Consider the following 24,918-nt stretch of genomic DNA (forward strand, 5'->3'; position numbering starts at 1 on the left):
CTAACGTCTTGATAAGCTTGCCGAGTTAATCGTTACGAATTTAGTGGTCAGCTTGTTTAGTATATTCTTGCAAGCGTTTTTTTGCTGTGGTAGCTTGTGGGTCAATCCCAGTCTGTGCAATTTCCCGCCAGAGTCGGATCGCTTCCGTAGTATTTCCCAGCTTTTCATTTAGTGCCGCAACAATTGCTTGTAACATTACTTTATCTTCCGGTTGGGTTGCATTGCGAACTGCTTGTTTGAACCAGTTAATTGCTTCTGCATCATTTTGCTTTTTTCGTTCGTAAATCCAGCCGATCTCATAATACGGCTCAAATCGGGTCGGATTATGCTGAATTGCTTCTTTGAGAAAAGTTATCGCTTCTTCAGGTTTATCAAGTTTATACGTTAACCACCACGCACCGACTTGATACGCCATCATAAATTTCGGGTCGAGCCAAGTCACAAATCGGATTAATGGCATAAACTCTGCTTCTGCCTCTGCAGAATGATGACGCTGTTGTTCGCTTGGTTTCCAATCTTTATGTTCCGGATGAATTCGTGCATGTTCTTCCGGGGAAACAGCTGAATGAAAATAATCGTCTACTTTAATCCACAGAATGTCCGCGATGGTCGCCCGAAATTCGCCGAGCAGACCGAAGAACAATTGTTTCGGTGTCTCATAATATATCGCAGTCTGCGGAATAAACTGCATTCGTTGATTCCGAATTATTTGGTTGACCGGAATAACTGCGATGAGTAAAATCAAGAGCAATAGTTCTGATTTTAATTGATAATTTTTCATCGCTAATTTAACATTTTGCATTGCTCGATTTTATAGATTCTTCTTTCGAAAAACTAGATATCCTGCGGTCAGATAAATGCTAATTAAGAGTAAGCCGTAAAGGGTTACCAATCCTAGATGCGATAAACTAACGACTTTACTCCAGATGATTGCTTCCTTAATATTAAAATATTCGAGGTTCGGTGGGAGTATCGGATTATAAAGCAGAGTTAACAGAATGCGAGTGACTGGTTCGTTCATCCGTTCAACGAGATAATTTAAATACGCGATTTTTACATGGCCAAAAATATATATCACGAAACTAATTGTTACATTGGCTGCAGTTGAAAAGAAGGTGGAAAAGAAGATGCAAAGTGCACAAATAACTATTAATTCGACCCCGATGAGATACATAGCTTTTAGCATTGGAATATCGAACGTTTTTTCTTTACTATACAGCACTGCAAGAAATATACCGCTAATAATTGCGATATTCAATGCGATGGTAATAACTGAGCCTAGAAATTTTCCGAGAACAAGATGTCCGCGTCTGACTGGTTTTGCTAGCAGCGGATAGATAGTTCGATTTTCAAGTTCGCTTGGGAGATGGCCACAACTTACTGCTAATGTAATTAACGTTCCAATAATTGAAATAGCTGATAAACAAATATCTTTAATAAACTTCACCTGTACCCCCAGTGTGAATACCTGCAACGAACTAATCCAGGCGATAATTAATACGCTGATAATCAGAAGTACCTGCAGGATTTTTCGTCCACGAATACTTTCGATAAGCGCTATCTTCCCAATCACCCAAATACCTTTCATACCTTAATCCAAGTTAAATGAGTTAAATAAGAAAAACCCTCGTTTTGCGATTTTAATTTAACCCATTTAACTTATATACCTTATGTAACTTTAACAAAACCCGATTTATTGGGGTTTGACGGTTTTCACAAACAGGTCTTCCAATGTTTCTCGTTCGGGATTCACTGAAACCAGTTCTGCAGATTCAGATTCCAAGAGATGTAATAATGGATAGAGCTGCGATTTATCAGATAATATTAGTTCAGTTGTTGTTCCCAGCGTTTTTGGGATTATACCAAGCTGTTGTTGGTTTTGCTCTAGTTTGCGTTGTAATTCCGGGTTAACCCTTGCTATTTCAATCCGTAATTTTCCTGCGCTAGATAACAAGTCGGCTAGTTTTCCTTCACGGACCAATTTCCCTTGATTAAGGATCCCAACCCGGGTACAGATAAGTTCAACCTGCGATAGTTCATGCGAAGAGAAAAAAATCGTTTTACCCTGCCGATGCAACTGCAGGATTATATCCCGAATTTCTTTTCTGCCAATCGGGTCAAGTCCAGAAGTTGGTTCATCAAGAATCAGCAGCTCCGGGTCGTTAATCAAAGCCTGGGCAAGCCCGAACCGTTGCAACATTCCTTTCGAGAATTCGCGTAGTTCGGTTTCTGCGAATTCGGTTAATCCGACTAATGCGAGTAATGATTCTATTCTGCGGGTTCGTTCTTGTTTACTTAAACCAAATAATTCAGCATACGCAGCTAATAGTTCACGCGCTTTAAGATAGCGATAATAATAAGCGAGTTCCGGCAGAAACCCGAGCCGTTTTTTCGCTGCAGGTGACCCTGGAGGCTGATTGAATAACAAAATTTGTCCACGGTTTGGAAAAATAAATCCGAGCATCAGTTTAATGGTGGTAGTTTTCCCAGCGCCGTTCGGTCCGAGAAATCCAAATATTTCTCCCCGTAGAATTGATAAACTTAAATCATTTACTGCAGCCCGTCGCGGTTTTCTAAATCGCTTCTGATATATTTTCGTTACTTGCTCGATTCGAATGAGTGTTTCTTCTTGTTGCATAAAGTTCTAGTAGCTAAGTAATTTTAAGTTTTAATTTTGGTTATTTTAAAATACATTAATACTATACATCAATATTCTTTTGTTATCAATTGACAATTGATAGTAATAAGGTAATCCGAATTAGGATTTCCAGAGAAAGGTATAACGCATAAAATTCGAAATAGATACGGTATTTATGGTATCATTGTAATATATGGCTGGGAATAAAACTATTCGCTTAGACCAACTGTTAGTTGACCGTGGTTTAGCGGAATCGAAAACGAAAGCGCAATCGCTGATACTTTCTGGTGCAGTTCAAATCGAAAACCGTGCGAATTTAAAACCAGGGACGAAAGTTGACCCGGAAACGAAAATTACCATCACTCATTCCGGAATTCCGTATGTAAGTCGAGGTGGAATTAAGTTATCTGGTGCACTCGATTATTTCCAGATTTCAGTGGTCGATAAAATCGTACTTGATATTGGCGCTTCTACAGGAGGATTCACCGATTGCTTGTTGCAAAGAGGAGCGAAATTAGTTTATGCGGTTGATGTCGGTTCAGGCCAATTACATCAGAAATTGAGAAACCATCCGCAGGTTGTCGTGCTCGAAAAAACCAATGCCCGATATCTCACTCGAGAAACAATATTGAAATTCGAAACTCGGAACGTGAAACTCGAGAATACGGTTAATTCGTTGTCCTTCAAGTATTTCGATATGGCAGTGATTGACGTATCGTTTATTTCGTTAACCAAAATTATCCCGGCAATAGTCCCGTTACTGAAATTAGAGGGTGAACTTATTGCGTTAGTTAAACCGCAATTTGAAGTTCCAAAATCAGCAATAAAAAATCCAAAGTTGTTTAAACGAGGAGTTGTTCTCGACAAAACCCTGCGTGATACTGCAATTGCATCCATTGTTGAATTCTGTCAAGAATCAGGGTTATTGGTTATCGGAACTATTCCGAGTATTATTCCTGGTCCCGCAGGAAATCAGGAATATTTTATTTACGTAAAGAAGACGCAAATGGATAGAAAAGCGGATTAAACACAAATGGCAGCATTAACTGTTTGAGTCCGTATCAATCTATCGCCGTTGTTTTTATGCAAAGAATTGGCATTATTGCTAATTTAAATAAACCACAGGCGAAACCGGTTGTCCGCCGGTTAATTGCGTATCTTGAAAAAAAGCAAAAAACGGTTTTTGTTGAAGAGCGATTGGGTGAATGTATTCATCGTCAACAAAATCGGGTTCCGTTGCAAGCGTTAGCAAAACACTCTGAGTTAATCATTGTTCTTGGAGGAGATGGGACACTACTGTATGCAGCCAGGAATCGCGCGCTTGGTTCTCGTCCGGTTCTTGGGATTAATCTCGGTTCTCTTGGTTTTCTAGCGAACGTTGCCGTTACTGAATTAGAACCGACCTTAGAACTTGTTTTGCGCAAAAAGTATCAACTCCAACCACGGATGATGCTTACAGCCAAAATTGTACAAACCGAACCAGAAGTTCAGCAAATCAGCGCTAGGAAGAAAAAGATTTTGTCATCTGTTCATCCGAATACCTGTTTTTCAGCTCAATCTTTCCTGGCATTGAATGATATCGTCATCACGAAAGAAGCGCTTGCGCGAATTATAGAGTTGACCATATATATCAACGAGGAGTTTGTTGCTCGATATCAAGCTGATGGTGTGATTATTGCAACTCCGACCGGGACCACAGCACATTCATTATCTGCCGGAGGACCGATTGTACATCCGAACCAACAAGCGATTGTGATTACTCCAATATGTCCCCATACATTAAGTAACCGACCGCTGATCATTTCTGCAAATGACGAGATTTCTATTGCAGTGCATACTCCGGAACAAGCGGTTTATTTAACGCTTGATGGACAAGAAGGAATTCCGCTTTTAGCGAAACAGTATGTTCTCGTGAAGAAAGCAAAAGAATCAGTCAATTTGATTATGCCAGTGAATAAAAGTTATTTTGAAGTTTTACGTACCAAACTCCATTGGGGCGGTAGATAAAAAAGCAAGAACTGCGTACGAAGTACTAATACAAATATTTCTTGCATCCGCATAATGCGAAGCCGATACGCGTTTGAGATTAAATTAATAATTGAATCTATATCAGGAATCCTGATTTCCTGATATTCATTGTAAAAACTCATTTAACTTACCTAACCATTTAACAGATTGTAGATGAAGATAAGAACCAAACTAAGTATCGCCTTTGTAATCGTTAGCATCATCCCAATGGTTATCGCGGTTTATTTAGCAATTACCGTTAATATTCGTCTCTTGCGTACCGCAGTGTATAATCAACTAACTTCTACTATTCCGTTTATTGAGCAGAGCAAAAAACGGTATTTAACGAGAACGGAATCAGCGGCACGGCTGCTAGCATCGAATCCACAGGTGATTAAGGCGATTCGAAATAGAGATAAATTGATGCTAGAACGTGAATTTAAGCAGGTACTAGAACGTATCGGAGTTCATGAAGTGGTTTATTTAAATCCAGCGCAATTACAATCGGATTTTTTTCCGAAAGGAAATAAAATCCAGCAGGTTAGTAACCCTGTTTGGCAAGGGTATCTACCTCCAGCAATTGAACCTCGTCGTGGGCTGATGATGGTGACCGTATACAAAATTGAGTATAACGGAAAACTCCTTGGTGGAGTTCGGGTTGGGTATCAATTTGAAAAGAATATTGCTGAAGGTATCATGGCAACGAGTGGAGTAAATGCAGCAGTTTTCCCGATAGATAGTGCTGCATTTAAGAAAATCGCTTCAACCCAACTATTGAATCGACTGGTTCACCAAGGTCTTTCGTATTATGCAACAGAATTCCTAATTTCTGACATTCAATACCAAGCATTGTTTATCCCGTTGAAAAGTTCTCGCGGCGAAACGAACGCAGTGGTTTTTCTTGGATTACCCCAACAGCCGATTGATAAATTATGGAATAAATATCGGAATATGTTCTATTTTGTTACGATAGTTTCCGGTGGAATTTTTGCAATTATTATTGCATGGTTTATGGCACGTGGATTTTCTAAACCGATTCGGGAACTTGCTGGAGGTGCCGAACAAATTGCTGCAGGAAATTTTGAACAAAGAATTCCAATTCGTTCACGCGATGAACTCGGTGAATTAGCCAGTACATTTAATCATATGGCACAAAAACTATATGAACATCGCCTGATTGAAGAGCAACTCCGATTGAAAGATAAACTGGCAGCGCTCGGCCAGCTTTCCGCAGGGTTAGCGCACGAGATTCGAAATCCGTTAACGATTATCAAAAATGCAGCTGAATTAATTCAACGAAAATTTGATCCGCAAACATCGGAATATAAACAAATCCAATATTATATTCTTGATGAGGCTAATCGAGTAAACTTATTGATTACGGATTTTTTAACTTTTGCAAAACCACGTCCTCCAAATATGGTACAATGTAACGTGGAAACAATTATTGACCGAACACTCACATTAGCGCGGAGTCAGTTGGTTAAACAAGCGTATCAAATCGAATGGCACAATCAGACTAGTGCCGAAGATTATCTTTCAGTTGATTTGCAACAAATCCAGCAAGTGTTTCTGAATCTGATTTTGAACGCATGTCAAGCGATGCCTAGCGGTGGGAAATTAACTATAACTGCATTTCGTGCGAATGTTACCGAAGTCGGCGTATCATTTTCAGACCAAGGCGTTGGAATACCGCATGCAAATCAATCAAAGATATTCGACCCGTTTTTTACGACCAAAGAGGAAGGTACTGGATTAGGACTTGCAATTGCACATCAGATTATTGAAACGCATGGCGGCAGAATCGAGGTAAGTTCTGAACCGAATAGAGGCACGACGTTTACGGTTTATTTGCCATTGGTTAGGCGTGAGAGTTGAGATGGAAGAAATCGCATCTCTTTTGATCATAAATCTTGCTTCCGGTAAAAAAATATGTTTACGATTTTGATTATTGATGATGAAATTCGACTTTGCGAAGTTCTGCAAATGGCTTTAGAACAAAAAGGATACGAAGTTAAGATTGCCCACAACGCAGAACAAGCACTTGTGGTATTAAAACAGACCACTGTAGATTTAGTCGTATCGGATATTCGCATGCCAGGAATGAATGGTTTAGATTTATTGAAAACGATTAAAGAGATTGATGTAACTATTCCCGTGATTTTGATGACAGCATTTGCCACGGTAGAATCTGCAATTACCGCTTTGCGTGAAGGGGCATTCGATTATTTACTTAAACCATTTGATAAACTCGATACTGTTGAGTTAACTGTAGCGAAAGCAATTCAATGGCGGCGGCTGCTTATTGAGAATCAATATTTACGGCAGGAAATTAACCAGCAGCATCCGTTTAAACAAATTATCGGAACGAGTCCGGCAATGCAGCAGGTATTTGAGCTTATCCGCCGGGTTGCTCCGACGTCGAGTACCGTTTTAATTACCGGCGAAAGTGGGACCGGGAAGGAACTAGTAGCTCGAGCTATTCATGAATCAAGTCCACGTGCCGGAATGCCAATGATAAAAGTGAATTGCGTTGCGATACCAGATACGTTGTTGGAAAGTGAACTATTCGGTCATATACGCGGTGCGTTTACCGATGCCATCTCAACTCGTCCTGGCAAATTCGAACTTGCGGATAAAAGCACCATTTTTCTCGATGAGATAGGCGATATGAGTTTAGCATTGCAATCGAAATTATTACGCGTTCTGCAGGAACGAGAGTTTGAACCCGTAGGAGGAACTATGCCGAAAAAGGTTGATGTGCGAGTTATTGCCGCAACCAATCGTCCGCTGCGAGAATTGGTTAATCGGGGAACGTTTCGTGAAGATTTATATTTTCGTTTAAATATTGTTCCAATTCATATTCCACCGTTACGTGAACGACGGGAAGATATACCGTTACTAGCGGAATATTTTCTACGGAAATTCTGTGAAAAAACAGGGAAAAAAATCAGTCGAATTTCGCCGGAAGTAATCAAATTGCTAAAGTTCCATTCATTTCCGGGAAATGTTCGTGAATTAGAGAATTTAATCGAGCGCGCTGTGGTTTTATGTCAGAAGGAACAGTTAGAACCAGCGGATTTTTACCTCGGTGCGGAAGAAATGCCGGGTCGCAAAATTGCTTCGGCAGAAGTTTTTCCATCGCCGGAACAAGATATCGGAATCCAAATAACAAATTATCAGGAAGCCAAGCGGAAGGTTCTGGCGTCGTTCGAACGGCAATTTTTTACCGCAGCGTTACGCGCTTGCCATGGAAACATATCACGAGCAGCAGAGTCGGTTGGGATGCATCGAAAAAATTTTTATGAAAAATTAAACCGGTATAAAATTAACCCGGAAGAATTTCAGTGATTGGGGTTAGAAATTCGGAATATATATCTGAGTAAGCCACCAATATAAGTATATTCAGCACAGTAGCGTATCAATGATTTCTCGATACACCGAGTTCGCGATACAAAAAGACATCATCAATTCGAATTTTTGAAAATTAAGGAGAGGAAAAGAAATGAACTATCGAATTAACAAACAATTTCCAAGGTTTGGAATAGTAAGCATGTTTTTTTTGTTCTTGAGTACGTGCGCTTTATGTGCAGGGAATATCGTTGCGCGAATTGACCAGGACACAATCACCGTTCAGGATTTTATCAAAGAATGGGAAGACCAGGAGCGACCGGAATTATCTACGGCGACAACTGCAGAATCTCAGCAGGAAAAACGGGAAGTATTAAACCAGCTCGTTGACCGACATCTATTATTTTTACAAGCGAAAAAAGAAAGAATTACTGTTGATCCGCAACTAATTGAACAAATGATCACCGTCGAAAAAGCAAATTATCCGACCGAATCAGAGTTTATTAAGTCTTTACGAAAAAAAGGTTTTTCTCTTAAAGAATATCGGGAATATCTCGCAGATGACCTTCGCATCCGTCAACTTCTTTTGCGTCATGTATATTCACACGTTACCGTTACCGATGAAGAAGTTAAACTGGTATATACCTTAAATTCAGCTCGTTATATTTCACCAGAAAAAGTTCGATTGCGGACAATTTTTATTAAAGTTCCGACAACCGCAACCGCTGAAGAAAAAGGAGAAAAATTGGCAAAAGCAAAACTAGCGTTGATGAAACTCAAACTCGGGTCAGCGTTTGAAGATATAGCTAAAACCTTCTCGGATAGCGAGAATGCGGCTCGAGGCGGTGATGCTGGGTACGTTACTCGTGAGATGCTGGAAAAAGCACCAGAAGTCTGCAATATTGCGTTTTCACTTGATATCGGAGAAATTAGTGATGTGATTGAGACGAAATACGGCTATTATATTCTTAAAGTTGAAGGGAAAGTTGCTGCGCGTGGAAAAAGTTTTTGGGAGGTGCGTGATCAGATTCGAACTGAGTTAACTCGCGAACGAGTTACCGCACGATTTAACCAGTATCTAGCTGAATTGCGTACCCAATATTCAATCGAATTATTTCCAGAAAATTTACCATAATACGCTTCCGGAAATAATCTGGTTATAAAAACGGTTATTCTGCATAATCCTGGATTATATTCGGAGCAAGTATAGAAAAAAGTCCGATTCTATTGCTGAAACATATTCTAATTCTTTTTATCTTGAAATAGGGTCTAGTTTCTTCACCGGTGTCAGTTGCCCTGAGCTGAAACTCAGGAGAACGGATGCATAGAAGTTCCTGGGGCTCTGACCCTAAATCTCCTGATGACTTGCAAGGGTGGACATACGAAACAAAAGATTCATTTTGCAAAATACTGTAATTAGTTGTTTATGAGAAAATGGATTTTAGCAAAACCCGATACCAATACGGTTCATAATCTTGTCGAACGAACCGGGATGTCACGATTGCTTGCCCTGCTATTAGTGAATCGCAACATTGTGGTTCCGGAATCTGTTACTGAAGAACTTATGCCATCGTTTGACCTTCTACACGATCCATTTATGTTTCCACAGATGGACCGTGCGGTGCATCGAGTAATTCAAGCCATTTCCCAAAAAACTCCTATCCTAATCTACGGTGACTATGACGCGGATGGATTAACCGGCACTGCGCTATTATATTCTTGTTTACGCAAATATACTGACCGAGTATACTACTATATTCCCCATCGGATTGAAGAAGGATACGGACTGAATACAACAGCAGTTGAAAAGGCAAAACGAGATAATATCAATTTGATTATAACCGTAGATTGTGGAATTACCGCACTTGAGGAAGCCGAATTAGCGAAACAATTACATATAGATTTAATTATTACCGATCACCATATCGGCATCGACGTTCTGCCGAGGGCGACGGCTATTCTCCATACTCAAGCGCCGGATACTCCAGAACGATATCGCGAATTAGCGGGTGTTGGTGTAGCGTATAAATTCGCGCAAGCGATCTCTGCAATGGTTGAGCACCGGCGGGAACTAGCGAAATTCGAATTAATAGATGCATTAGACTTAGTTGCTATTGGTACCATTTGTGATGTTGTTTCGTTAGTAGGCGAAAATCGGTTATTAACCAAATTCGGAATTCAGCAGTTGCAACGAACAACCCGCCCGGGTCTACGAGCATTATTAGCTATTTCGAGATTAGGAAATAAACACATTTCCGCGTCGCAGGTAGCGTTTAGTCTAGGGCCGCGATTAAATGCAGCCGGGCGAATAGCACATTCTGATACGGCATTGCGTTTATTACTTAGCGATAGTCCGGAACAAGCAAATGAACTTGCCCACAAAGTGGATGAGTTAAACCGCGATCGGCGTCAACTTGAATCCGAACTGTTCACTAGAGCTGAAGAAAAAATTCTTTCGGAAACAGATTTAATTCGAAATCGAGCGATAGTGTTATGGAATGAATCTTGGCATCAAGGTATTTTGGGGGTCGTCGCCGGCAAGATTGCGGAAAAATATCAGCGGCCAGTAGCGTTGTTAGGATTTGATGGAGTTCGCTGGTCAGGTTCGGTTCGTAGCATTGATGGCTTCGATTTGATTTCCGCGTTACGGTGCTGTGATTCGCTGACAAATTACGGTGGGCACGCAAAAGCAGCAGGTATTGCTGTTGATCCTGCGAACTTGAATCTATTTTGCGAACAGTTTTATACGGTAGCAAATCAACGAATGGCTAAACTCGAACTGATATCACCGCTTGCAATAGATGCAGAAGTAAATCTTGCGGAATTATCATTCAAATTCCTGAAAGAAGAGCTGCCGCGACTAGAACCATTCGGAATGGGGTATCCGGAACCAACATTTTTAGTTCGTCACGCAACCATAAGCGATGAACCTAAATTAATGAAGGAGAAACATCTTAAATTCCGTATTCGTAGTCCGGAGAATATCTCCTGTACGGGAATGATGTATCGTTATGTAGATCACGAACCGGATTCAGTTCCGATAACCTATGGGGAAACATACGATATCGTTTTTACGCCACGACTGCATTCCTATCAGGGAACAGAAACAATTGAATTAGTAATTAAAGATATTCGGCCATCCCAATAGAATGATCAATGGACACCGAAGGTCAAAGAAAACAACTGAGTAATTCTGTTCAGTTTATATAGGCAATAGGAAAATCAACCAATAAAGGGAGGGGAAAAGATGACATTAAAAAAAATTTTTGGTTGGCTTGTTTTTCTTGGGATACTCTGCGGGGTGGTTTACTTCTTCTGGGAACCAGGAAAACTGATTATTTCGAATCTGATTAGAGAATATACACCAGCACCAACGCGGCCACCAGAACAAGCAGCGGCTGGGTTCGGTATTGCGATTGATCAAGCAGCGGACGGATTAACCGGCGCAACTCAGGTTGGGGCTCTGCAGCGCGCGAAAACGAAAATTTCCGATGCAGAACTTGCGGTAATTCGCAATGCGGTATTTGAATTTCAAAGCCGATTTAACCGAATGCCGAATAATCTTGACGAGCTCCAGCAAACCGGGAGTTTATCAGGTTCTTCAGGGTTAAACGACCCGTGGGGAACAAAATATCAATCGAAATTAGTGAATAATAAGTTCTATATCATAACGGCGGGACCGGATAAAGCGTTCGGTACTTCTGACGACCAGGAAATTGAAATTAACCGATAAATAATGAGCAAAGTGATAGTATATCGTTAATTAGTAACGGTTATGGTTGAATTAGAATCGCCGAGTTCATCAATTTTCGGTATTTCTGATTTATAGTAATGGATAGCGAGTTCGTTCTTTACCTAGTAGAGTAAAGACTACATATCAATTGTTTTCGGCGAATATACCTTGCATACGGTTCCAGTATCTCATATTATATTTGCTTAACCTCGGAAATGTAACTTGTTTTTCGACAGCAAAAAAGATGATATATACGTTACCAGGAACGAACGATGACAAGTATGATCGCAATAAGCGTGACGATAATAATCGGGATAAGCATTTGCCGGTACGTTTTGAATAAATCTGCGTTAAAATATTCGTTGGTTAAAATCAAACAGAGATGTACGGGCGATAATAAAACCCCGATAAACCCACCAGCGTATCCAAGCATAACATAGTTCATATTCAACTCCGGCGTTAGCATAAACGGAAGTACAACCGGAAACGCTACCCCAACGAATGCTTGCGTAACCCCAGTAATTAATCCGATAATAAAGGGTACCAGAAAAATGATAGCTGGTGGGATAAAGTTTAGTTGCGATAGAAATTCGGGAATAATGCTAACAATTTCGGTTACTTCCAGCATCCATTTGAATGCCATAACGCCGAAAACTAATGTTATTGTTGAATAAGAAACAGTTTCTCGCGCGGTTTCCCAAGCAAGTTTTGGACCAACATGATTTATTAAGGTGACTAACGGCAGAATTAGAAGAAGAGTTGTGAATAAATCTGCTTTGAATATGAGCACACTACTGACAATAACGAGAATTGGCCATACTCCTTGCAAAATAGATTTGATACTTACGAGTCGTTCTCGTTCCGTTGAAACGATATTTTTCCCCGCATGTGACGTTGCATAAATATAGACTAATCCGGTGGTAATCGCACTTAATGTTAGCGGGAATAAACTATAGATGATCTGACGTACCGGCACCTTGAAAATCACGCTACTTAATATCACCCCGGGATATAAGGGTAAAATATATTCCCAGACGTGACGGAACCAATAGTTATAGAACGTTTTCTGTTCCGGAGTTAGATTTGTATTCTGGGCAACCGTGTCAACCATTGGTGCGGTTAGCATAGCGCCGCCTGGCATGGGAAGCAACCCGCCTACTGCTGGGATTATTGCAAGAATTAGACGGTTATCGACAAAAAGTTTCTTAAGCCCAGAGACGAATCGGTCAAGATACCCTAACTTTTCCAATAAATCGCCGAAAAATTGGATTAAGAGTATTACCGCTATCAAATATAGCGTATCTTTGTCGATGATACTTTGCCAAATTGCAAGTCCGGTTTTGAAAAATGAAAAGGTAACTGACATTCCTAATACTGCAGTACCGATGAGCAAAGCAATTCCTAAATCACACTTTACCCGAACTAAAATAATAATGAGAATTAGGCAACCCATTAGACTAATTAAAGGATAGAGCATAAAAACAAATACGTAGTTTGAGATCTAAGTAGATAGGAAAAAACTAAATTACTCGGGTCTCAAATCCCGAATTACAATACTCACCTAGTTAATCCTTAGCAATAATTGGTATAATGAAAAAAATTATATCAGAAATTGTTCATCTGATAGTGAAATATTATGATATTCCAGGAAAATAAAAAGAGTCTCCCGATTTTACTAGTTCTTCTGCTAGCGATATTTGTTCGCCTGATTGGCTTGCAGTACGGACTACCGGACGATTTCCGACCAGATGAACGAAACATTATTCAGACTGCGGTTCGATTCGGAGCAACCGGTGATTTTAATCCGCACGTTTTTGTATATCCGAGTTTATACTATTATACGTTGTTTATTGTCTATAGTATAACTTATTTTGTACTATATTTATTCCAACATATTAGCTGGCATCAATTCTGGTCAATACCCTTATTAATGCCGACCGCGATGGTAACCCTAGCGCGATTAACTACGGTTATATTCAGCGTTGCAACGGTATATCTGGTATATCGACTGGGGAAAGATGCGTATAATCAAATGGTCGGACTACTTTCCGCATTTTTGTTATCTTTAACTTATTTGCATGTTCGCGATTCCCATTTTGGAACAACCGATGTTCCGAGCACGTTCTTCTTTATGTTAGCATTATGGTTTGCAGTCCGACTTGTTCGAAAGCCGGTTTTACAAAATTTTCTCTGGTTCGGTATCTTCGCTGGTCTCGCTATCGGAACAAAATATAATACCGGAATGATTCTGGTTGCATTACTAACCAGTTATTATCTGGTTATTAGAAACCGGAGCATCTCCGACAAAGAAAAACGGAATAAGTATAGTTATTATTTAACTATAGCGATTTTAGCGACAGGGGTAGCATTTATTATTTCAACACCATTTGCACTACTCGATTTTTCAACGTTCAAATCAGATTTTATGGCGAATGTACATAATTTACGGTATGGCCATCGGGGGATTGATTTAGGTCTCGGATGGGGGTATCATCTGAAATTTACGCTATATCATGGATTAGGGTTACCCTATGTATTGGCTGCAGGTATCGGACTTGCCTATGCACTTTGGAAACGAACCGCAGTCGATTATATCCTAGTTATCCAAACAATATGTTATTATGTTTGGATTAGTAGCGGAAAGACCGTTTTTGTTCGATATCTTATTCCATTAATGCCGTTAATAGCCATATTAACCGCGCGGTGGATTAGTGAAATGGTTACAGAGTTCTCGTTGCGAAAACCGATTATGAATTATGGCAGCTCGACTTTAGTTAGTCTTATTATTCTTTCCGGCTCAATATATAATCTTAGCTATTTTGATTATCTGCTACAGCAAAAAGACACCCGGACATTAGCCCGCGAATGGATTCAAGCGACGATACCACCGCAGACTAAAATTGCTATGGACGGATGGCAGGGGAAACCGCAATTAAATGAAACTGAATATCAGTTAGTTTATATCGGAATGCCTGATAACAAAAAAGATTGGGTGCAACCGAAGTATATTGACGAGTTAATCTATGGATATAATGTTGAGATTTTAGTAATAGATTACCATCCATTACCCTATTCTACTCCACCGCACTATTTACAGGGATATCAGCCAGGACGGTTACTTGCGAATATAGCGCCGGTTACACCGGAACTGAGCGGATTCGGACGAGCAGTATTTGATATGCAGGATGCCTTTTACATTCCGTATGGGAATTTTGCCGGATATCGCCGTGGTGGTCCTTGGATTCGAATCTATGATATAACTCGCTAGTGAGCCCAACTTTGAGCTGAAAAATAATCTCCAACTCCAAAAGGTTGACCTATGCAATAAACTCGGTCGAAGTCGAGGCGCGAGGGTTTTTAAATATGAAATTATATCCAACTATGGTATTTGGAATATCAGCGATTATTTTTTTAATGCAGGTATGTTTTTTCTGGCAATTTACCGCAGATGATGCGTTTATCTCATTTCGATATGCCGCGAATTTCGCTGCTGGGAATGGGTTGACCTGGAATCCGGGCGAACCGCATATTGAAGGATATACCAGCTGGCTATGGACCTTATTAATGACTATCCCACATTGGCTTAATATTGATACGGTCTTGTTCTCTAAACTAACCGGGATAATTATTACGATACTTTATCTGTCCATAACCTATCGATTTTTTCGATTGATAGTAATCTGGCCAGAACCTGACCACAAAAAGCGTCCCGCTATGTTTGGAATAATTATGCTCGTTTGTTTTTCCGGAACGGCAGTGCATGCAATTTCAGGAATGGAAACAGCGTTATCTACGTTATTTATAACCGTATTTCTCTATCAGCTAATGTTCAATACCGTATATCCGACCGACAAACCTGCCTATATTTTGCCGTTAATCGGACTCTTTGCCGGATTAACCCGTCCGGAAAACAACCTACTAGTTCTCACCGGGTTAAGTTCTATCACCATTGTTATGCCAACCCTGAAAAGATGGTTATTCATTAGGCAGTGTTTGTTGTTTTATCTTCTCCCTGGACTAATCTATTTTCTCTGGCGATGGGCATATTACGGTCAATTATTTCCATTGCCGTTTTATATCAAAACGACTGCACCACCATATGTATCTGGGTTAGGGTCATGGTTTGGTTTGTTAAAATATCTTACTCTGCATTTTGCTATTTTTTTGTTTATCGGATTAACGAAACTACGTAAGGAATTGTTACCAGTAATTATTTCATCTGGAATATTACTAGTATTTTTTGCTGTCCCATCACACATTATGGGATTTAACTGGCGATACTTTTTCCCGTTAATACCATTCATATTCATTATCGCGACTAGAGGAGTAGTTATCTTCGCTAATTGGTTGCAACGGCATCTATCGCTAGCCATCAATTCGGAGCAAACCGTTTGGCATATAGTTGTATCCAGTTTATGTATATGTATCTCACTAGGTTTTCTATCGGAACTACCTACCGAAATTAAGCGCAAACAAACTTATGCACGCGGATTAACTACCGCTCATATTACGCTCGGCAAAAAACTCGCTGAACTAAAATCGGATTACATCTTTGAAAACCGGACTAACCCAACTTCTCTGACACTAGCGATTGCGGATGCCGGCGCGGTCCCTTATTATTCCCGGTGGCGGACCATAGATACCTATGGGCTCAATAACCCTGCAATAGCATTAACTGGAAACCGTGATCCGAAGATAATTTTTGCACAGAACCCTGACATCCTCGTGCTGATTTCTGAATCCGACTCAATATTTATACCGAAACTACCTTGGGAACAATCTCTATACAACACGGCGATACAGTGCGGTATGGTTCCAATTAAAATATTACCATTTCGGGTCAATGACTACTATTTGTGGGTTATGGCACATCCGGATACGACAATTGCACACAGGCTTGAAAAATGGAGGTAATGTATGAATGTAGGCATTATCACTGATTCTTATCTGCCAATAGTCGGTGGTGCGGAAATACATATAGCCAATTTAGCTCGAGTTTTAACAGCAGCGGGAATTCAAATTGAAATTTACACGATTACTGAAGGTTGGTCAGAGTACGACCAAATTCGGATTCATCGATATCCACGATCGCCAAACCATCAACGGTATCGCTATTTCCTTTATATTCCTTATCTACTTAGAACGGTTAAAAACCTCTATCAATTTTCGAAAGATAAAAATGTTCTCCATTGCCACTATACCTCCTATTTAACCGCCATATCTGTCCTTGTTTCGAAATTCCGCCATATACCGGTCGTGGTCACTTTACATGGTGCTGGTACGTTAGATTCGTCTACGCGTCGGTCGAGATTTGGGTGGATATATCGCTTTCTATCATTAAAATTCGCTACGTATATTATCTCAACTAGTAATGAAATGGCATCGTTGGCTCGGAAATACGTTCCATCGAATAAAATAACCGTTATTCCAAACGGAGTAGATACGCGCCGATTTTCACCGAGAAAAATGCAGAATAAAGGAAATAAAATAATTGTGCTAACCGCCCGACGACTGGTTCCGAAAAACGGTGTCCAATATCTTATCGAAGCGATACCAGCGGTATTGAATCAAATAGATGATATTGAATTTCATATTATTGGAACCGGAGAATTAGAAGAGTATATCCGCAAGCGAGTCAAACTTCTCGAGATAGAACAGTATGTAAAATTTTTTGGAAAAATTGAAAACGAACAATTACCTGACTATTTATCAAATGCGGATATCGTAGTATTTCCATCTCGGGCAGAGTCAACCAGTATCGCGTGTTTAGAAGCAATGGCTATGGGCAAGGCAGTCATCGCAAGTGCGGTAGGTGGATATCCGGATTTACTTGGAGATAACCAGCGCGGGATTCTGGTCAACTTATTTGATACCGAAACTTCAACATATTCTGCACCGTTGTCACTGCCCGACGAGAAGTTAGCCCTATTAGCTAATGCGATAGTCCGATTAGCGAAAAATCAAATGTTACGAGAAGAACTGGGAACAAACGCTCGCGAGTTTGTGGTAACCTATTATGATTGGCGGGAATTAACTCGACGAATTATTGAAATTTATACTACCGTTATTCGAAGTAAAGTTTAATTTTCAAAACTCGGGCATCAAGCTTTTCTAAAATCCTGCACTGGAAATTTTTGAATCAATAGGATGGATTGGTGAAAACGAAAGGATTGGTTTTAAACTCTTTGGTTTTCACAGATTAAGTGATATAATTTATTAATTATCATTGAGTAAAAGTCCTATGGAAAGATCAATAGTTATAATCATACTAATTGCGTTAGCTAGTTTAGCGTTAGGTACGATAAGCCGAGCAGATTTAGTTTATCTCCAAAATGGTAAAGTGATTGACGGTGAGATCAGTGAGACCGTAACTGGAATGGTACTGATTAAAGGGAAAGGAGGAACATTCACGGTAGACCCGGCGATGGTATTACGAATTGTTCAGCAGAATGGTTCTGAATCTGAATCAATATTCAATTGGTATCTAGAGGTTGGTAGCGTAATTAGGTATGAGGAAGCGGAAACGATACAATCTGCGCTGAATTCGCTTGGATATCCTTCGGTGCAGATAGTTGATGACCCGCCGTATTATCGAGTTTGGTTGGGTCCGGTTCGAAAAGAAAGCGAAACGATTGCGATTGCGCGACGGATAGCCTCAACGAATTTGCCAATCGCAGGAATTACTGGAAGAAAATTGTTCCGGTTAGTATCAGAACCCGGATCCGCGAGCATTTCATCAACAGCAGTGATTGAACAAAATATTGCATTATCGTTCAATGGCGCGCGAGTTACCACAGATAGCCAACTCGTAGAGTATCCGGCAGAAAACGCTATTGACGGGAATAGTGTTGACCTAGCGAGTCGCTGGGTTTCCGATTCGAGTTTTAATCCGCATTGGCTTGAAGTTGAGTTCGGAACTATGAAACCGTTTAGTCGCATCGAATTATATACTGGTGAAGCGCATCAGTTCGATTATCTATTGCGCGATTTTTCGCTTCAATACTGGAGCGGAACAGAATGGATTGATATTCCCGGGACGAGGAAAAAGAATAATCTAATTGAGAATCCAATATTTACCTTTACCGAACTGACCGCACAAAAAGTTCGACTCTATATTACCCACGGAAGTAAACGAGATAACATTGCCCGGGTTTACGAACTGCGCATTTTGACCCGAGAACTCTTTCAGCCAAAAGACCGCAAACTTTATTCATCTGAGAGCATCCGCAATTATCAGGTTCAGCTCCTTAGTCCGACTTCATTATTAACTTCCAAACCGACAATTATTGTTGCTACTACCACCTGGTATCCGCTATTCTGTTCGGTTCGATATACCGCTGAAAATTCCGCAGTATTTACTGCGAGTATCCTTCCGGAAGCAACTGAGTTCTGGACCAACGCGGACCTACGCCGTTCTCTGGAGATAAGCGCGGATGATTATCATACTACGATTCATTTCGATACAGAACATACCCCGGGGTATTCGAACCTGCGCGGATCTGGAACCATCTCATTTCAATTGAAATCAAAATCACCAGCTAGTCCTGGACTTTATCAAAAAATCCTGCGGATAAGTCTCCTAAATCCAGAAAATCGAAGTTCTTTAGTATTCCAAGAGATTCCGTTTACTCTTCAAGTGGAATAATCATACTAAACCGACTGACTAACTCCTATGGTAAGATATAATGATTAGAATAAGTTTCATCAATAGAATTGGACTTTATCCATACTTAGTCCTAATACAAAATTTAGTGGAATTTACCTATAGAACGGATGGTTCAGTTATTTAAGTATGAACGCCTGAATCCTAGACCTGTAGGGAACGAATAAACCTTCGTACATCGAGTATCAAGAATCGGGATTCAACCCTCCTAAGGACCTCCCTCTTGTTTCTGTAACCATTCACCCGGCATTTCATTTTATGCTCAACGAATCTCACTCGTTGGAACTAGAGCTAATAGACTTTCAACCCTAACAGGTCTAGAACCGGTGTTTCGCGCACCGTCGAAATTTTTGACTTAACTTTACCCGTGAAAAAATCCGTCATCAGCGGTGAGAATTCAACATCTGAATTTTTTAATCATTCCTAAATTTTATCATAAGAAATATTTGTCTTTTATGTTCAACCCTTTCTATTGATGAAGCGGATTTTTATACCTTTAATAGAATTAGACTTTAGTCCATACATTGGTCCTAATGTAGAATCTGCAATGATACTATTTCTATCCGAAATTTAATGGTAACGTAACTATTATTAGCTCAACTTAATCCGAAATTAAAGGTGCACTGTTTCTCGACTTGGTTCGTGGTTTTCAGTTATAATAATCGTAAATACGGGTTGCCTTGACTGTAACTTCTCAGAACGACATTAGACCATGGGAGTAAAGTTGAAGCAAAGGGTATTAGAATTTAACCGTAACTATGTTCCGTCATAGGATCAATAAAATTCGCAAATTAAAATTACGATATAAACTGTTAATAGGTTTTGCGCTCGGCTGGTGCTATGTATTTCTAATAGGTGGCATTTTATTACAAAGCTCGGAGTTTCGTGGGTATCTAAAATCGAAATTAATTGCTGAGCTAGAAAAAAATCTACATGCGAAAGTTTCAATAGGCGAAATTTCTGGAAATATTTTTTCGCGCGTTCGAATTCGGAATGTTCAGATAACCTCAGCGATCAATGGGCAACAATCAACATTGAAAAATCTATTTACTGCTGAGCAGGTCTCGGTTCGGTTTAGCCTTTGGGAAGCATTCCAGGGAAATCTCGGATTTGCCCATTTACAATTGATTCGACCAAAACTCATCCTATATACCGAAACGTTCACCCAACCGCGTCATGCAGTTCCTGAGAGAATGAAACCGAGAATTCAATTCCGTTGGATTCAACTCGAGTCAGCTACCGTTGAATTACATCATCGAGATAAAACCTATGCGCTGGAACAATTCAATTTCGCTGGTAGTATTAGTTATACCGACCCCAAATTATATCTCGCGATTCGGAAATGTTCCGGGACTATTGCTGGCATTCCGATTCAAGAGTTACGCGGGTCACTGCGGCTAGACGATAAACAGGTTGTAGTTCAGAACCTACGGGTCACTGGAAAGAATATCCAGCTGGTAGCAAACGGAACTATCATTGGCTATAATTCTACTGAACCTACAGTTAATCTAGAACTAAACGCTACCAAACTTCCGTTGCAAAATCTGGTTGCACTTCACCCAGTTTCCAAATCGATTCCATTAACCGGAACTGCTAAATGTTTTGCTACGATTATTGGAAGCGGAAAAAATCTTACCGGAACCGGGGAACTCTTTATTCCAGAAGGCAGTTATACGAGTATCCCGTTTTCGGAATTCCACATGCGGTTTAGTATCTCGACTGGAATAATAACGTTCGATAGAGTGAAATGTTCAATGTTCGGCGGGACGGTTACAGCAAGTGCAACGGTATCTCTCCAAAACGAAAGAGTGGAAACACCGACGACCACACGCAGGAACGACCTACAGCACAATCAATCGGAATATAAATTCTCGCTCGCGGTAAAAGCGGAAAATATTGCGCTTGATAAATTCCAAGTACGGAGTTCAGCTACCCGCGAAGCGCAATCAAAAATTTCCGGAAGTATCAATAGCGAATTGGAAATGACGGGAAATTTAACGAGTCCGAAAACTTGGACCGGAACCGGACGAGTAACTTGGATGAATGGAAGATATAAGAAGATTACAGTTACTGTTGCTGAATCGCGGTTCAGTATAGCTACCGGATATGTTGCACTGCAAGAAACTCGAATTCAGACACCGGAATTAACCGCGGTTGGTTCGGGCTTATTTAAACCAAGCTCAAGCGAATATCGGTTTCGAGTTCAGGTAACCGCATTGAATTTATCGCTATTAAATCAGATGACGAATCTCCCTGAATGTTCTGGTCAGGGAACCGCAGAGTTCGAGTTAATCGGTTCGGTGAAAACGGTTCCGCGCATAACCGGCACATTTATTGTAAATAACGGAACGGTTGGGAGATTGCAATTTGCTTCGCTCTCCGGTCAGATGACGGCTGAAAATGAGATGATTGTCCGAGTCTCTAAACTTCGAGTGGGAGATGGAATGGATGTAAACGGGAACGCGGAATTGAAATTTCTTGAAGGGAACCAACTCCAAATAATTTCTGCACGGTTAACCCGCGGTGACTCAGAATTAGCCGGCAGCGGAACCATTGATTTAACCAAAAAACTTACCACATTCCAGTTTTCAGGGAAATCAATGTCGCTTGCTGATGTTTCGCAACTACAGGCAATATTACCGAATATAGCTGGTAAATTTAACCTTGATGGAACTATTACTGGACCATTTACCGCTCCGGTTATTTCCAGCAGAGTCTTTCTATATTCAATAACCGCGAATAGACAGCCGATATCAGACTTGACTGGTACCCTGAGTTATCAAATGGCACAGAAATCGATTGAACTTGACCTCACCGGAGCAGGATATCGTCTCCAGGGGAATATCGTCGGTGTTGGACAAGACCCGAACTATCATTTCCTGATTACTGCTCAACGAGCAGATTTTCGGCTTATTGCTGCTGTACTACGGTTTCCGGTGCAATTCGCCTCCGCTCAGTTAACCGGTTCCGGAACTATCTCCGGGAAAAAATTGAATCTACTATTGTCCGGGAATTGCCAGACATTAGACCTAATTCTAGCAAAATCTAACCAAAAAGTATCGGTAGTTGATGGAACCTATTCCGGAAAAATCAGTGGGAAATCCGGGAACATCCAATTAATCGCAGGAGCAGTCAAAGCGTTTGAAACTAACTATAAAAGAAACACTCCCACCACTCAAGACCTAATCGCAAGTTTAGATAATATAAAAACCGAATTTAGCTGGGCAAATGAAAATCAAAACAACCAAATTCAGGGCAACGGAATAATTACTGCGGTGCATGGGACTATTTCTTCAATTCCAATAACAAATTTGCAGTTGCAACTCCAGCTCGATTCCGGAAAGTTAACAGTGGCAAATAGCCGGTTTAGAAGTTGTGATGGTATATTTGATTTAACGGGAACGGTTAAATGGATGACGAAACCATCTAGCTACCAATTCTCAGCAACGATTCGCAATATGCAAGCGAATACCCTACTTCGCTATCTTCCAGGAACAGACCGGTTCCGCGATGCTACCGGACTGATTAACGCTAGCTTGAATATTTCCGGGTCTGAGTTCGATGTTACGACCTTTGTGGGAAAAGGAAATCTGAGTTTAAGCCAAGTTCGAATTATGAACCGCAACATCGATTCGATTACGGCAACGGTTGAAATCAGTCGGGATAAATTGCTGATTACGTCCGCGAATTTAACCCATAATCATACTACCGCGAGTTTAACCGGCTGGTTCGATAGAACCCAGCATCTTGATATAATCGCTAAAGGTAATACGGATGATTTAACCCAATGGTTGCCGAAAACGAAAGGAGCAGCGCAGTTTACGTTGCATTGGACGAATACGTTACAAGCGCCGGTATTATTTGCCGAACTCGAATCAGACGCTGGTGGATATGGTCGGATTCTTTGGGAACAGGCGCGGATTTATGTACAACTATCAGATGCAATGCAGGGAACAATAACGTTCAGCAGCGATCGGATTCATATCGGGACCCAACAGTTTGACCGCGCTACCGCCAATATTCTCCTCAAAGACCCAGTAGTAGAAATGTCACAATTTGAAGCGAATCTAAGTGATGGCGGTGCACACGCAACAGGAAAGGTCAATCTGCAAACTGGAGTGGTTACGTTAACTTTAACTGGGAAAAAACTCGATCTTTTGAGTTTACTGTTTTCTGGGAAACAAGCGCCGCTTTGGGAGTCTGGTGATGTTTATTTGCAGGGAGAATTTAATGGGAACTATAAACAACATACTGCGACCGCAATCTTTCACCAATTCCAAATTGTTTCAAAAGCGAAATCGTGGGGACTCGGGTCTCGCCCGACATTGGTTAATGGGCAGGATGTAATTATTACCTGGCAGAATGATCGGGTATTGGTCCCGGTCGCTAAATTTACCGATGGAACCGGAACATTTACTTTACAAGGAGAAATCGAGTTAACGCCGGAATATCGGTTAAAAAATTATGTATTTACGCTGCAAGGACAAGACGTTACTTGGCCTATTCTTCGCGGGTTACAAGCGGTATATCATCCACAGTTATCATTGCGCAAAACAACTACCGGCACTATTTTTTCTGGCGATTTTCTGATTACTAAAGCCGATATTAACGGACCGATTATGTTCGCTCCATCTCCTGTCAATATTCCGAAATCAAATCACGTGACCAATTTTAAAGCTTCTCCCTTAGAGTTAGATTTACTGTTTCGAGCCCAAGATAAACTCCATCTTAAAACAAATCTACTCGAAGTGGATGGCAAAGGATGGATTAAACTTACCGGACCAGCGAATGAGCCGAAAGTTGAATATGAATTTCGGTCAGTTGGTGGCGCAGTGTTTTTCCGCGGATATAAATTCCAGATCGTTAAAGCGGAAGCGAAACCATTTGAATCGAATAGTTTTAATCCATTACTCGATTTATTTGCACAACGAAAAATCCGAACGATGGATGTTAACCTTCGGTTCTACGGCACGCTGCAGGATTATGAAATAACCTTGACTTCTGACCCGCCATTAGAGCAATCTGATATTATGGCATTATTAGCTACCGGAAAAACCACGGAAGAATTACGCACGGCAACAGGAACTGGCAGTGAACGCGTTGCATACGGATTAGCTGCAGGATATATTGGTGAAGAAATTTTAAATACTATTGGGAATCCGTTGGTTCGTGCGGTAGGCATAGACCGGGTAGGGGTAGATTATGAGACCAGTAATGAACCCCGGGTTAAAGTTGAAAAAGATTTAGGGAAACGCGTTACGGTTTCGTATAGCATGGGAGTAACTAAAAATGCTGACCCGAAAGCGCAGGTTGAACTGCAACTCGGCAAACATCTATCGTTAATTGGGTCTACCGGTCAAAATACGTTAACCCAGACGGCTACCGGTGCGGTAGATTTGGAACTGAAATTTAGAACAAAATAATTGTAAGCAATTACGCCCGAGTAAAAACGGAAAATTCTAACGATTATATTCAATTTAAATCCAAAGAAAAAATTCTTGGAATTAGATTGAAGTCTGAGTAATC

At 40.6% G+C, this 24,918-nt stretch carries 16 protein-coding genes; 12 read left to right on the forward strand and 4 right to left on the reverse strand.

The window, feature by feature from the left end:
- Positions 1-40: 40 nt before the first annotated feature.
- The 3 genes from N3A72_04930 to N3A72_04940 form a co-directional block, all read right to left on the reverse strand.
- The gene (locus N3A72_04930) at positions 41-802 is read right to left on the reverse strand and encodes a soluble NSF attachment family protein (protein MCX7918945.1); all 762 of its coding nucleotides are present in this window, start codon (positions 800-802) and stop codon (positions 41-43) included.
- A gap of 9 nt (positions 803-811) precedes the next feature.
- Entirely contained in the window at positions 812-1,588 is a 777-nt protein-coding gene (locus tag N3A72_04935) for an ABC transporter permease (GenBank protein ID MCX7918946.1), read from the reverse strand.
- A 105-nt stretch (positions 1,589-1,693) separates the two neighbouring features.
- On the reverse strand, positions 1,694-2,638 hold the full coding sequence (locus N3A72_04940) for an ABC transporter ATP-binding protein (GenBank protein MCX7918947.1): 945 nt from the start codon (positions 2,636-2,638) through the stop codon (positions 1,694-1,696).
- Between the two features lie 193 nt (positions 2,639-2,831).
- Between N3A72_04940 and N3A72_04945 the strand changes: the two genes are divergently transcribed.
- The 7 genes from N3A72_04945 (at position 2,832) to N3A72_04975 (ending at position 11,729) form a co-directional block, all read left to right on the forward strand.
- Complete coding sequence (locus N3A72_04945) at positions 2,832-3,665, forward strand: TlyA family RNA methyltransferase (protein MCX7918948.1); 834 nt, start codon at positions 2,832-2,834, stop codon at positions 3,663-3,665.
- 56 nt (positions 3,666-3,721) lie between these two features.
- Positions 3,722-4,645 carry an NAD(+)/NADH kinase gene (locus N3A72_04950; GenBank protein ID MCX7918949.1) on the forward strand — a complete coding sequence of 308 codons (924 nt, stop codon included), beginning with the start codon at positions 3,722-3,724 and terminating at the stop codon, positions 4,643-4,645.
- A gap of 174 nt (positions 4,646-4,819) precedes the next feature.
- Positions 4,820-6,523, forward strand: coding sequence for an ATP-binding protein (locus N3A72_04955; protein ID MCX7918950.1), 1,704 nt, complete (start codon positions 4,820-4,822; stop codon positions 6,521-6,523).
- A 54-nt stretch (positions 6,524-6,577) separates the two neighbouring features.
- Positions 6,578-7,996 carry a sigma-54 dependent transcriptional regulator gene (locus N3A72_04960; GenBank protein MCX7918951.1) on the forward strand — a complete coding sequence of 473 codons (1,419 nt, stop codon included), beginning with the start codon at positions 6,578-6,580 and terminating at the stop codon, positions 7,994-7,996.
- A 154-nt stretch (positions 7,997-8,150) separates the two neighbouring features.
- Entirely contained in the window at positions 8,151-9,131 is a 981-nt protein-coding gene (locus tag N3A72_04965; GenBank protein MCX7918952.1) for a peptidylprolyl isomerase, read from the forward strand.
- 291 nt (positions 9,132-9,422) lie between these two features.
- Positions 9,423-11,144, forward strand: coding sequence for a single-stranded-DNA-specific exonuclease RecJ (recJ, locus tag N3A72_04970; protein ID MCX7918953.1), 1,722 nt, complete (start codon positions 9,423-9,425; stop codon positions 11,142-11,144).
- Between the two features lie 99 nt (positions 11,145-11,243).
- Positions 11,244-11,729, forward strand: a complete 486-nt coding sequence (locus N3A72_04975; protein MCX7918954.1) for a type II secretion system protein GspG — start codon at positions 11,244-11,246, stop codon at positions 11,727-11,729.
- A gap of 256 nt (positions 11,730-11,985) precedes the next feature.
- Here N3A72_04975 and N3A72_04980 read toward each other — a convergent pair whose 3' ends face one another.
- The gene (locus N3A72_04980) at positions 11,986-13,206 is read right to left on the reverse strand and encodes a DUF401 family protein (protein ID MCX7918955.1); all 1,221 of its coding nucleotides are present in this window, start codon (positions 13,204-13,206) and stop codon (positions 11,986-11,988) included.
- A gap of 159 nt (positions 13,207-13,365) precedes the next feature.
- Between N3A72_04980 and N3A72_04985 the strand changes: the two genes are divergently transcribed.
- The 5 genes from N3A72_04985 (at position 13,366) to N3A72_05005 (ending at position 24,815) form a co-directional block, all read left to right on the forward strand.
- Complete coding sequence (locus N3A72_04985; protein ID MCX7918956.1) at positions 13,366-14,997, forward strand: glycosyltransferase family 39 protein; 1,632 nt, start codon at positions 13,366-13,368, stop codon at positions 14,995-14,997.
- Positions 14,998-15,092: 95 nt separating this feature from the next.
- On the forward strand, positions 15,093-16,643 hold the full coding sequence (locus tag N3A72_04990; GenBank protein MCX7918957.1) for a DUF2079 domain-containing protein: 1,551 nt from the start codon (positions 15,093-15,095) through the stop codon (positions 16,641-16,643).
- 3 nt (positions 16,644-16,646) lie between these two features.
- The gene (locus N3A72_04995) at positions 16,647-17,813 is read left to right on the forward strand and encodes a glycosyltransferase family 4 protein (protein ID MCX7918958.1); all 1,167 of its coding nucleotides are present in this window, start codon (positions 16,647-16,649) and stop codon (positions 17,811-17,813) included.
- 157 nt (positions 17,814-17,970) lie between these two features.
- Positions 17,971-19,374, forward strand: coding sequence for a discoidin domain-containing protein (locus N3A72_05000; protein ID MCX7918959.1), 1,404 nt, complete (start codon positions 17,971-17,973; stop codon positions 19,372-19,374).
- Positions 19,375-20,150: 776 nt separating this feature from the next.
- The gene (locus N3A72_05005) at positions 20,151-24,815 is read left to right on the forward strand and encodes a translocation/assembly module TamB domain-containing protein (GenBank protein ID MCX7918960.1); all 4,665 of its coding nucleotides are present in this window, start codon (positions 20,151-20,153) and stop codon (positions 24,813-24,815) included.
- The last annotated feature ends 103 nt before the right edge of the window (positions 24,816-24,918 follow it).

It is taken from the genome of bacterium (genome assembly GCA_026416715.1).
Lineage (GTDB): Bacteria > UBP4 > UBA4092 > JAOAEQ01 > JAOAEQ01 > JAOAEQ01.

What these genes read in the sequence shown, in the direction of transcription:
- N3A72_04935 (MCX7918946.1), bottom strand. Translation starts at nt 1,588, where the DNA reads ATGAAAGGTATTTGGGTGATTGGGAAGATAGCGCTTATCGAAAGTATT.
- N3A72_04995 (MCX7918958.1), top strand. Translation starts at nt 16,647, where the DNA reads ATGAATGTAGGCATTATCACTGATTCTTATCTGCCAATAGTCGGTGGT.
- N3A72_05005 (MCX7918960.1), top strand. Translation starts at nt 20,151, where the DNA reads ATGTTCCGTCATAGGATCAATAAAATTCGCAAATTAAAATTACGATAT.
- N3A72_04985 (MCX7918956.1), top strand. Translation starts at nt 13,366, where the DNA reads ATGATATTCCAGGAAAATAAAAAGAGTCTCCCGATTTTACTAGTTCTT.
- N3A72_04980 (MCX7918955.1), bottom strand. Translation starts at nt 13,206, where the DNA reads ATGCTCTATCCTTTAATTAGTCTAATGGGTTGCCTAATTCTCATTATT.
- N3A72_05000 (MCX7918959.1), top strand. Translation starts at nt 17,971, where the DNA reads ATGGAAAGATCAATAGTTATAATCATACTAATTGCGTTAGCTAGTTTA.
- recJ (MCX7918953.1), top strand. Translation starts at nt 9,423, where the DNA reads ATGAGAAAATGGATTTTAGCAAAACCCGATACCAATACGGTTCATAAT.
- N3A72_04990 (MCX7918957.1), top strand. Translation starts at nt 15,093, where the DNA reads ATGAAATTATATCCAACTATGGTATTTGGAATATCAGCGATTATTTTT.
- N3A72_04955 (MCX7918950.1), top strand. Translation starts at nt 4,820, where the DNA reads ATGAAGATAAGAACCAAACTAAGTATCGCCTTTGTAATCGTTAGCATC.
- N3A72_04930 (MCX7918945.1), bottom strand. Translation starts at nt 802, where the DNA reads ATGCAAAATGTTAAATTAGCGATGAAAAATTATCAATTAAAATCAGAA.
- N3A72_04950 (MCX7918949.1), top strand. Translation starts at nt 3,722, where the DNA reads ATGCAAAGAATTGGCATTATTGCTAATTTAAATAAACCACAGGCGAAA.
- N3A72_04940 (MCX7918947.1), bottom strand. Translation starts at nt 2,638, where the DNA reads ATGCAACAAGAAGAAACACTCATTCGAATCGAGCAAGTAACGAAAATA.
- N3A72_04965 (MCX7918952.1), top strand. Translation starts at nt 8,151, where the DNA reads ATGAACTATCGAATTAACAAACAATTTCCAAGGTTTGGAATAGTAAGC.
- N3A72_04945 (MCX7918948.1), top strand. Translation starts at nt 2,832, where the DNA reads ATGGCTGGGAATAAAACTATTCGCTTAGACCAACTGTTAGTTGACCGT.
- N3A72_04960 (MCX7918951.1), top strand. Translation starts at nt 6,578, where the DNA reads ATGTTTACGATTTTGATTATTGATGATGAAATTCGACTTTGCGAAGTT.
- N3A72_04975 (MCX7918954.1), top strand. Translation starts at nt 11,244, where the DNA reads ATGACATTAAAAAAAATTTTTGGTTGGCTTGTTTTTCTTGGGATACTC.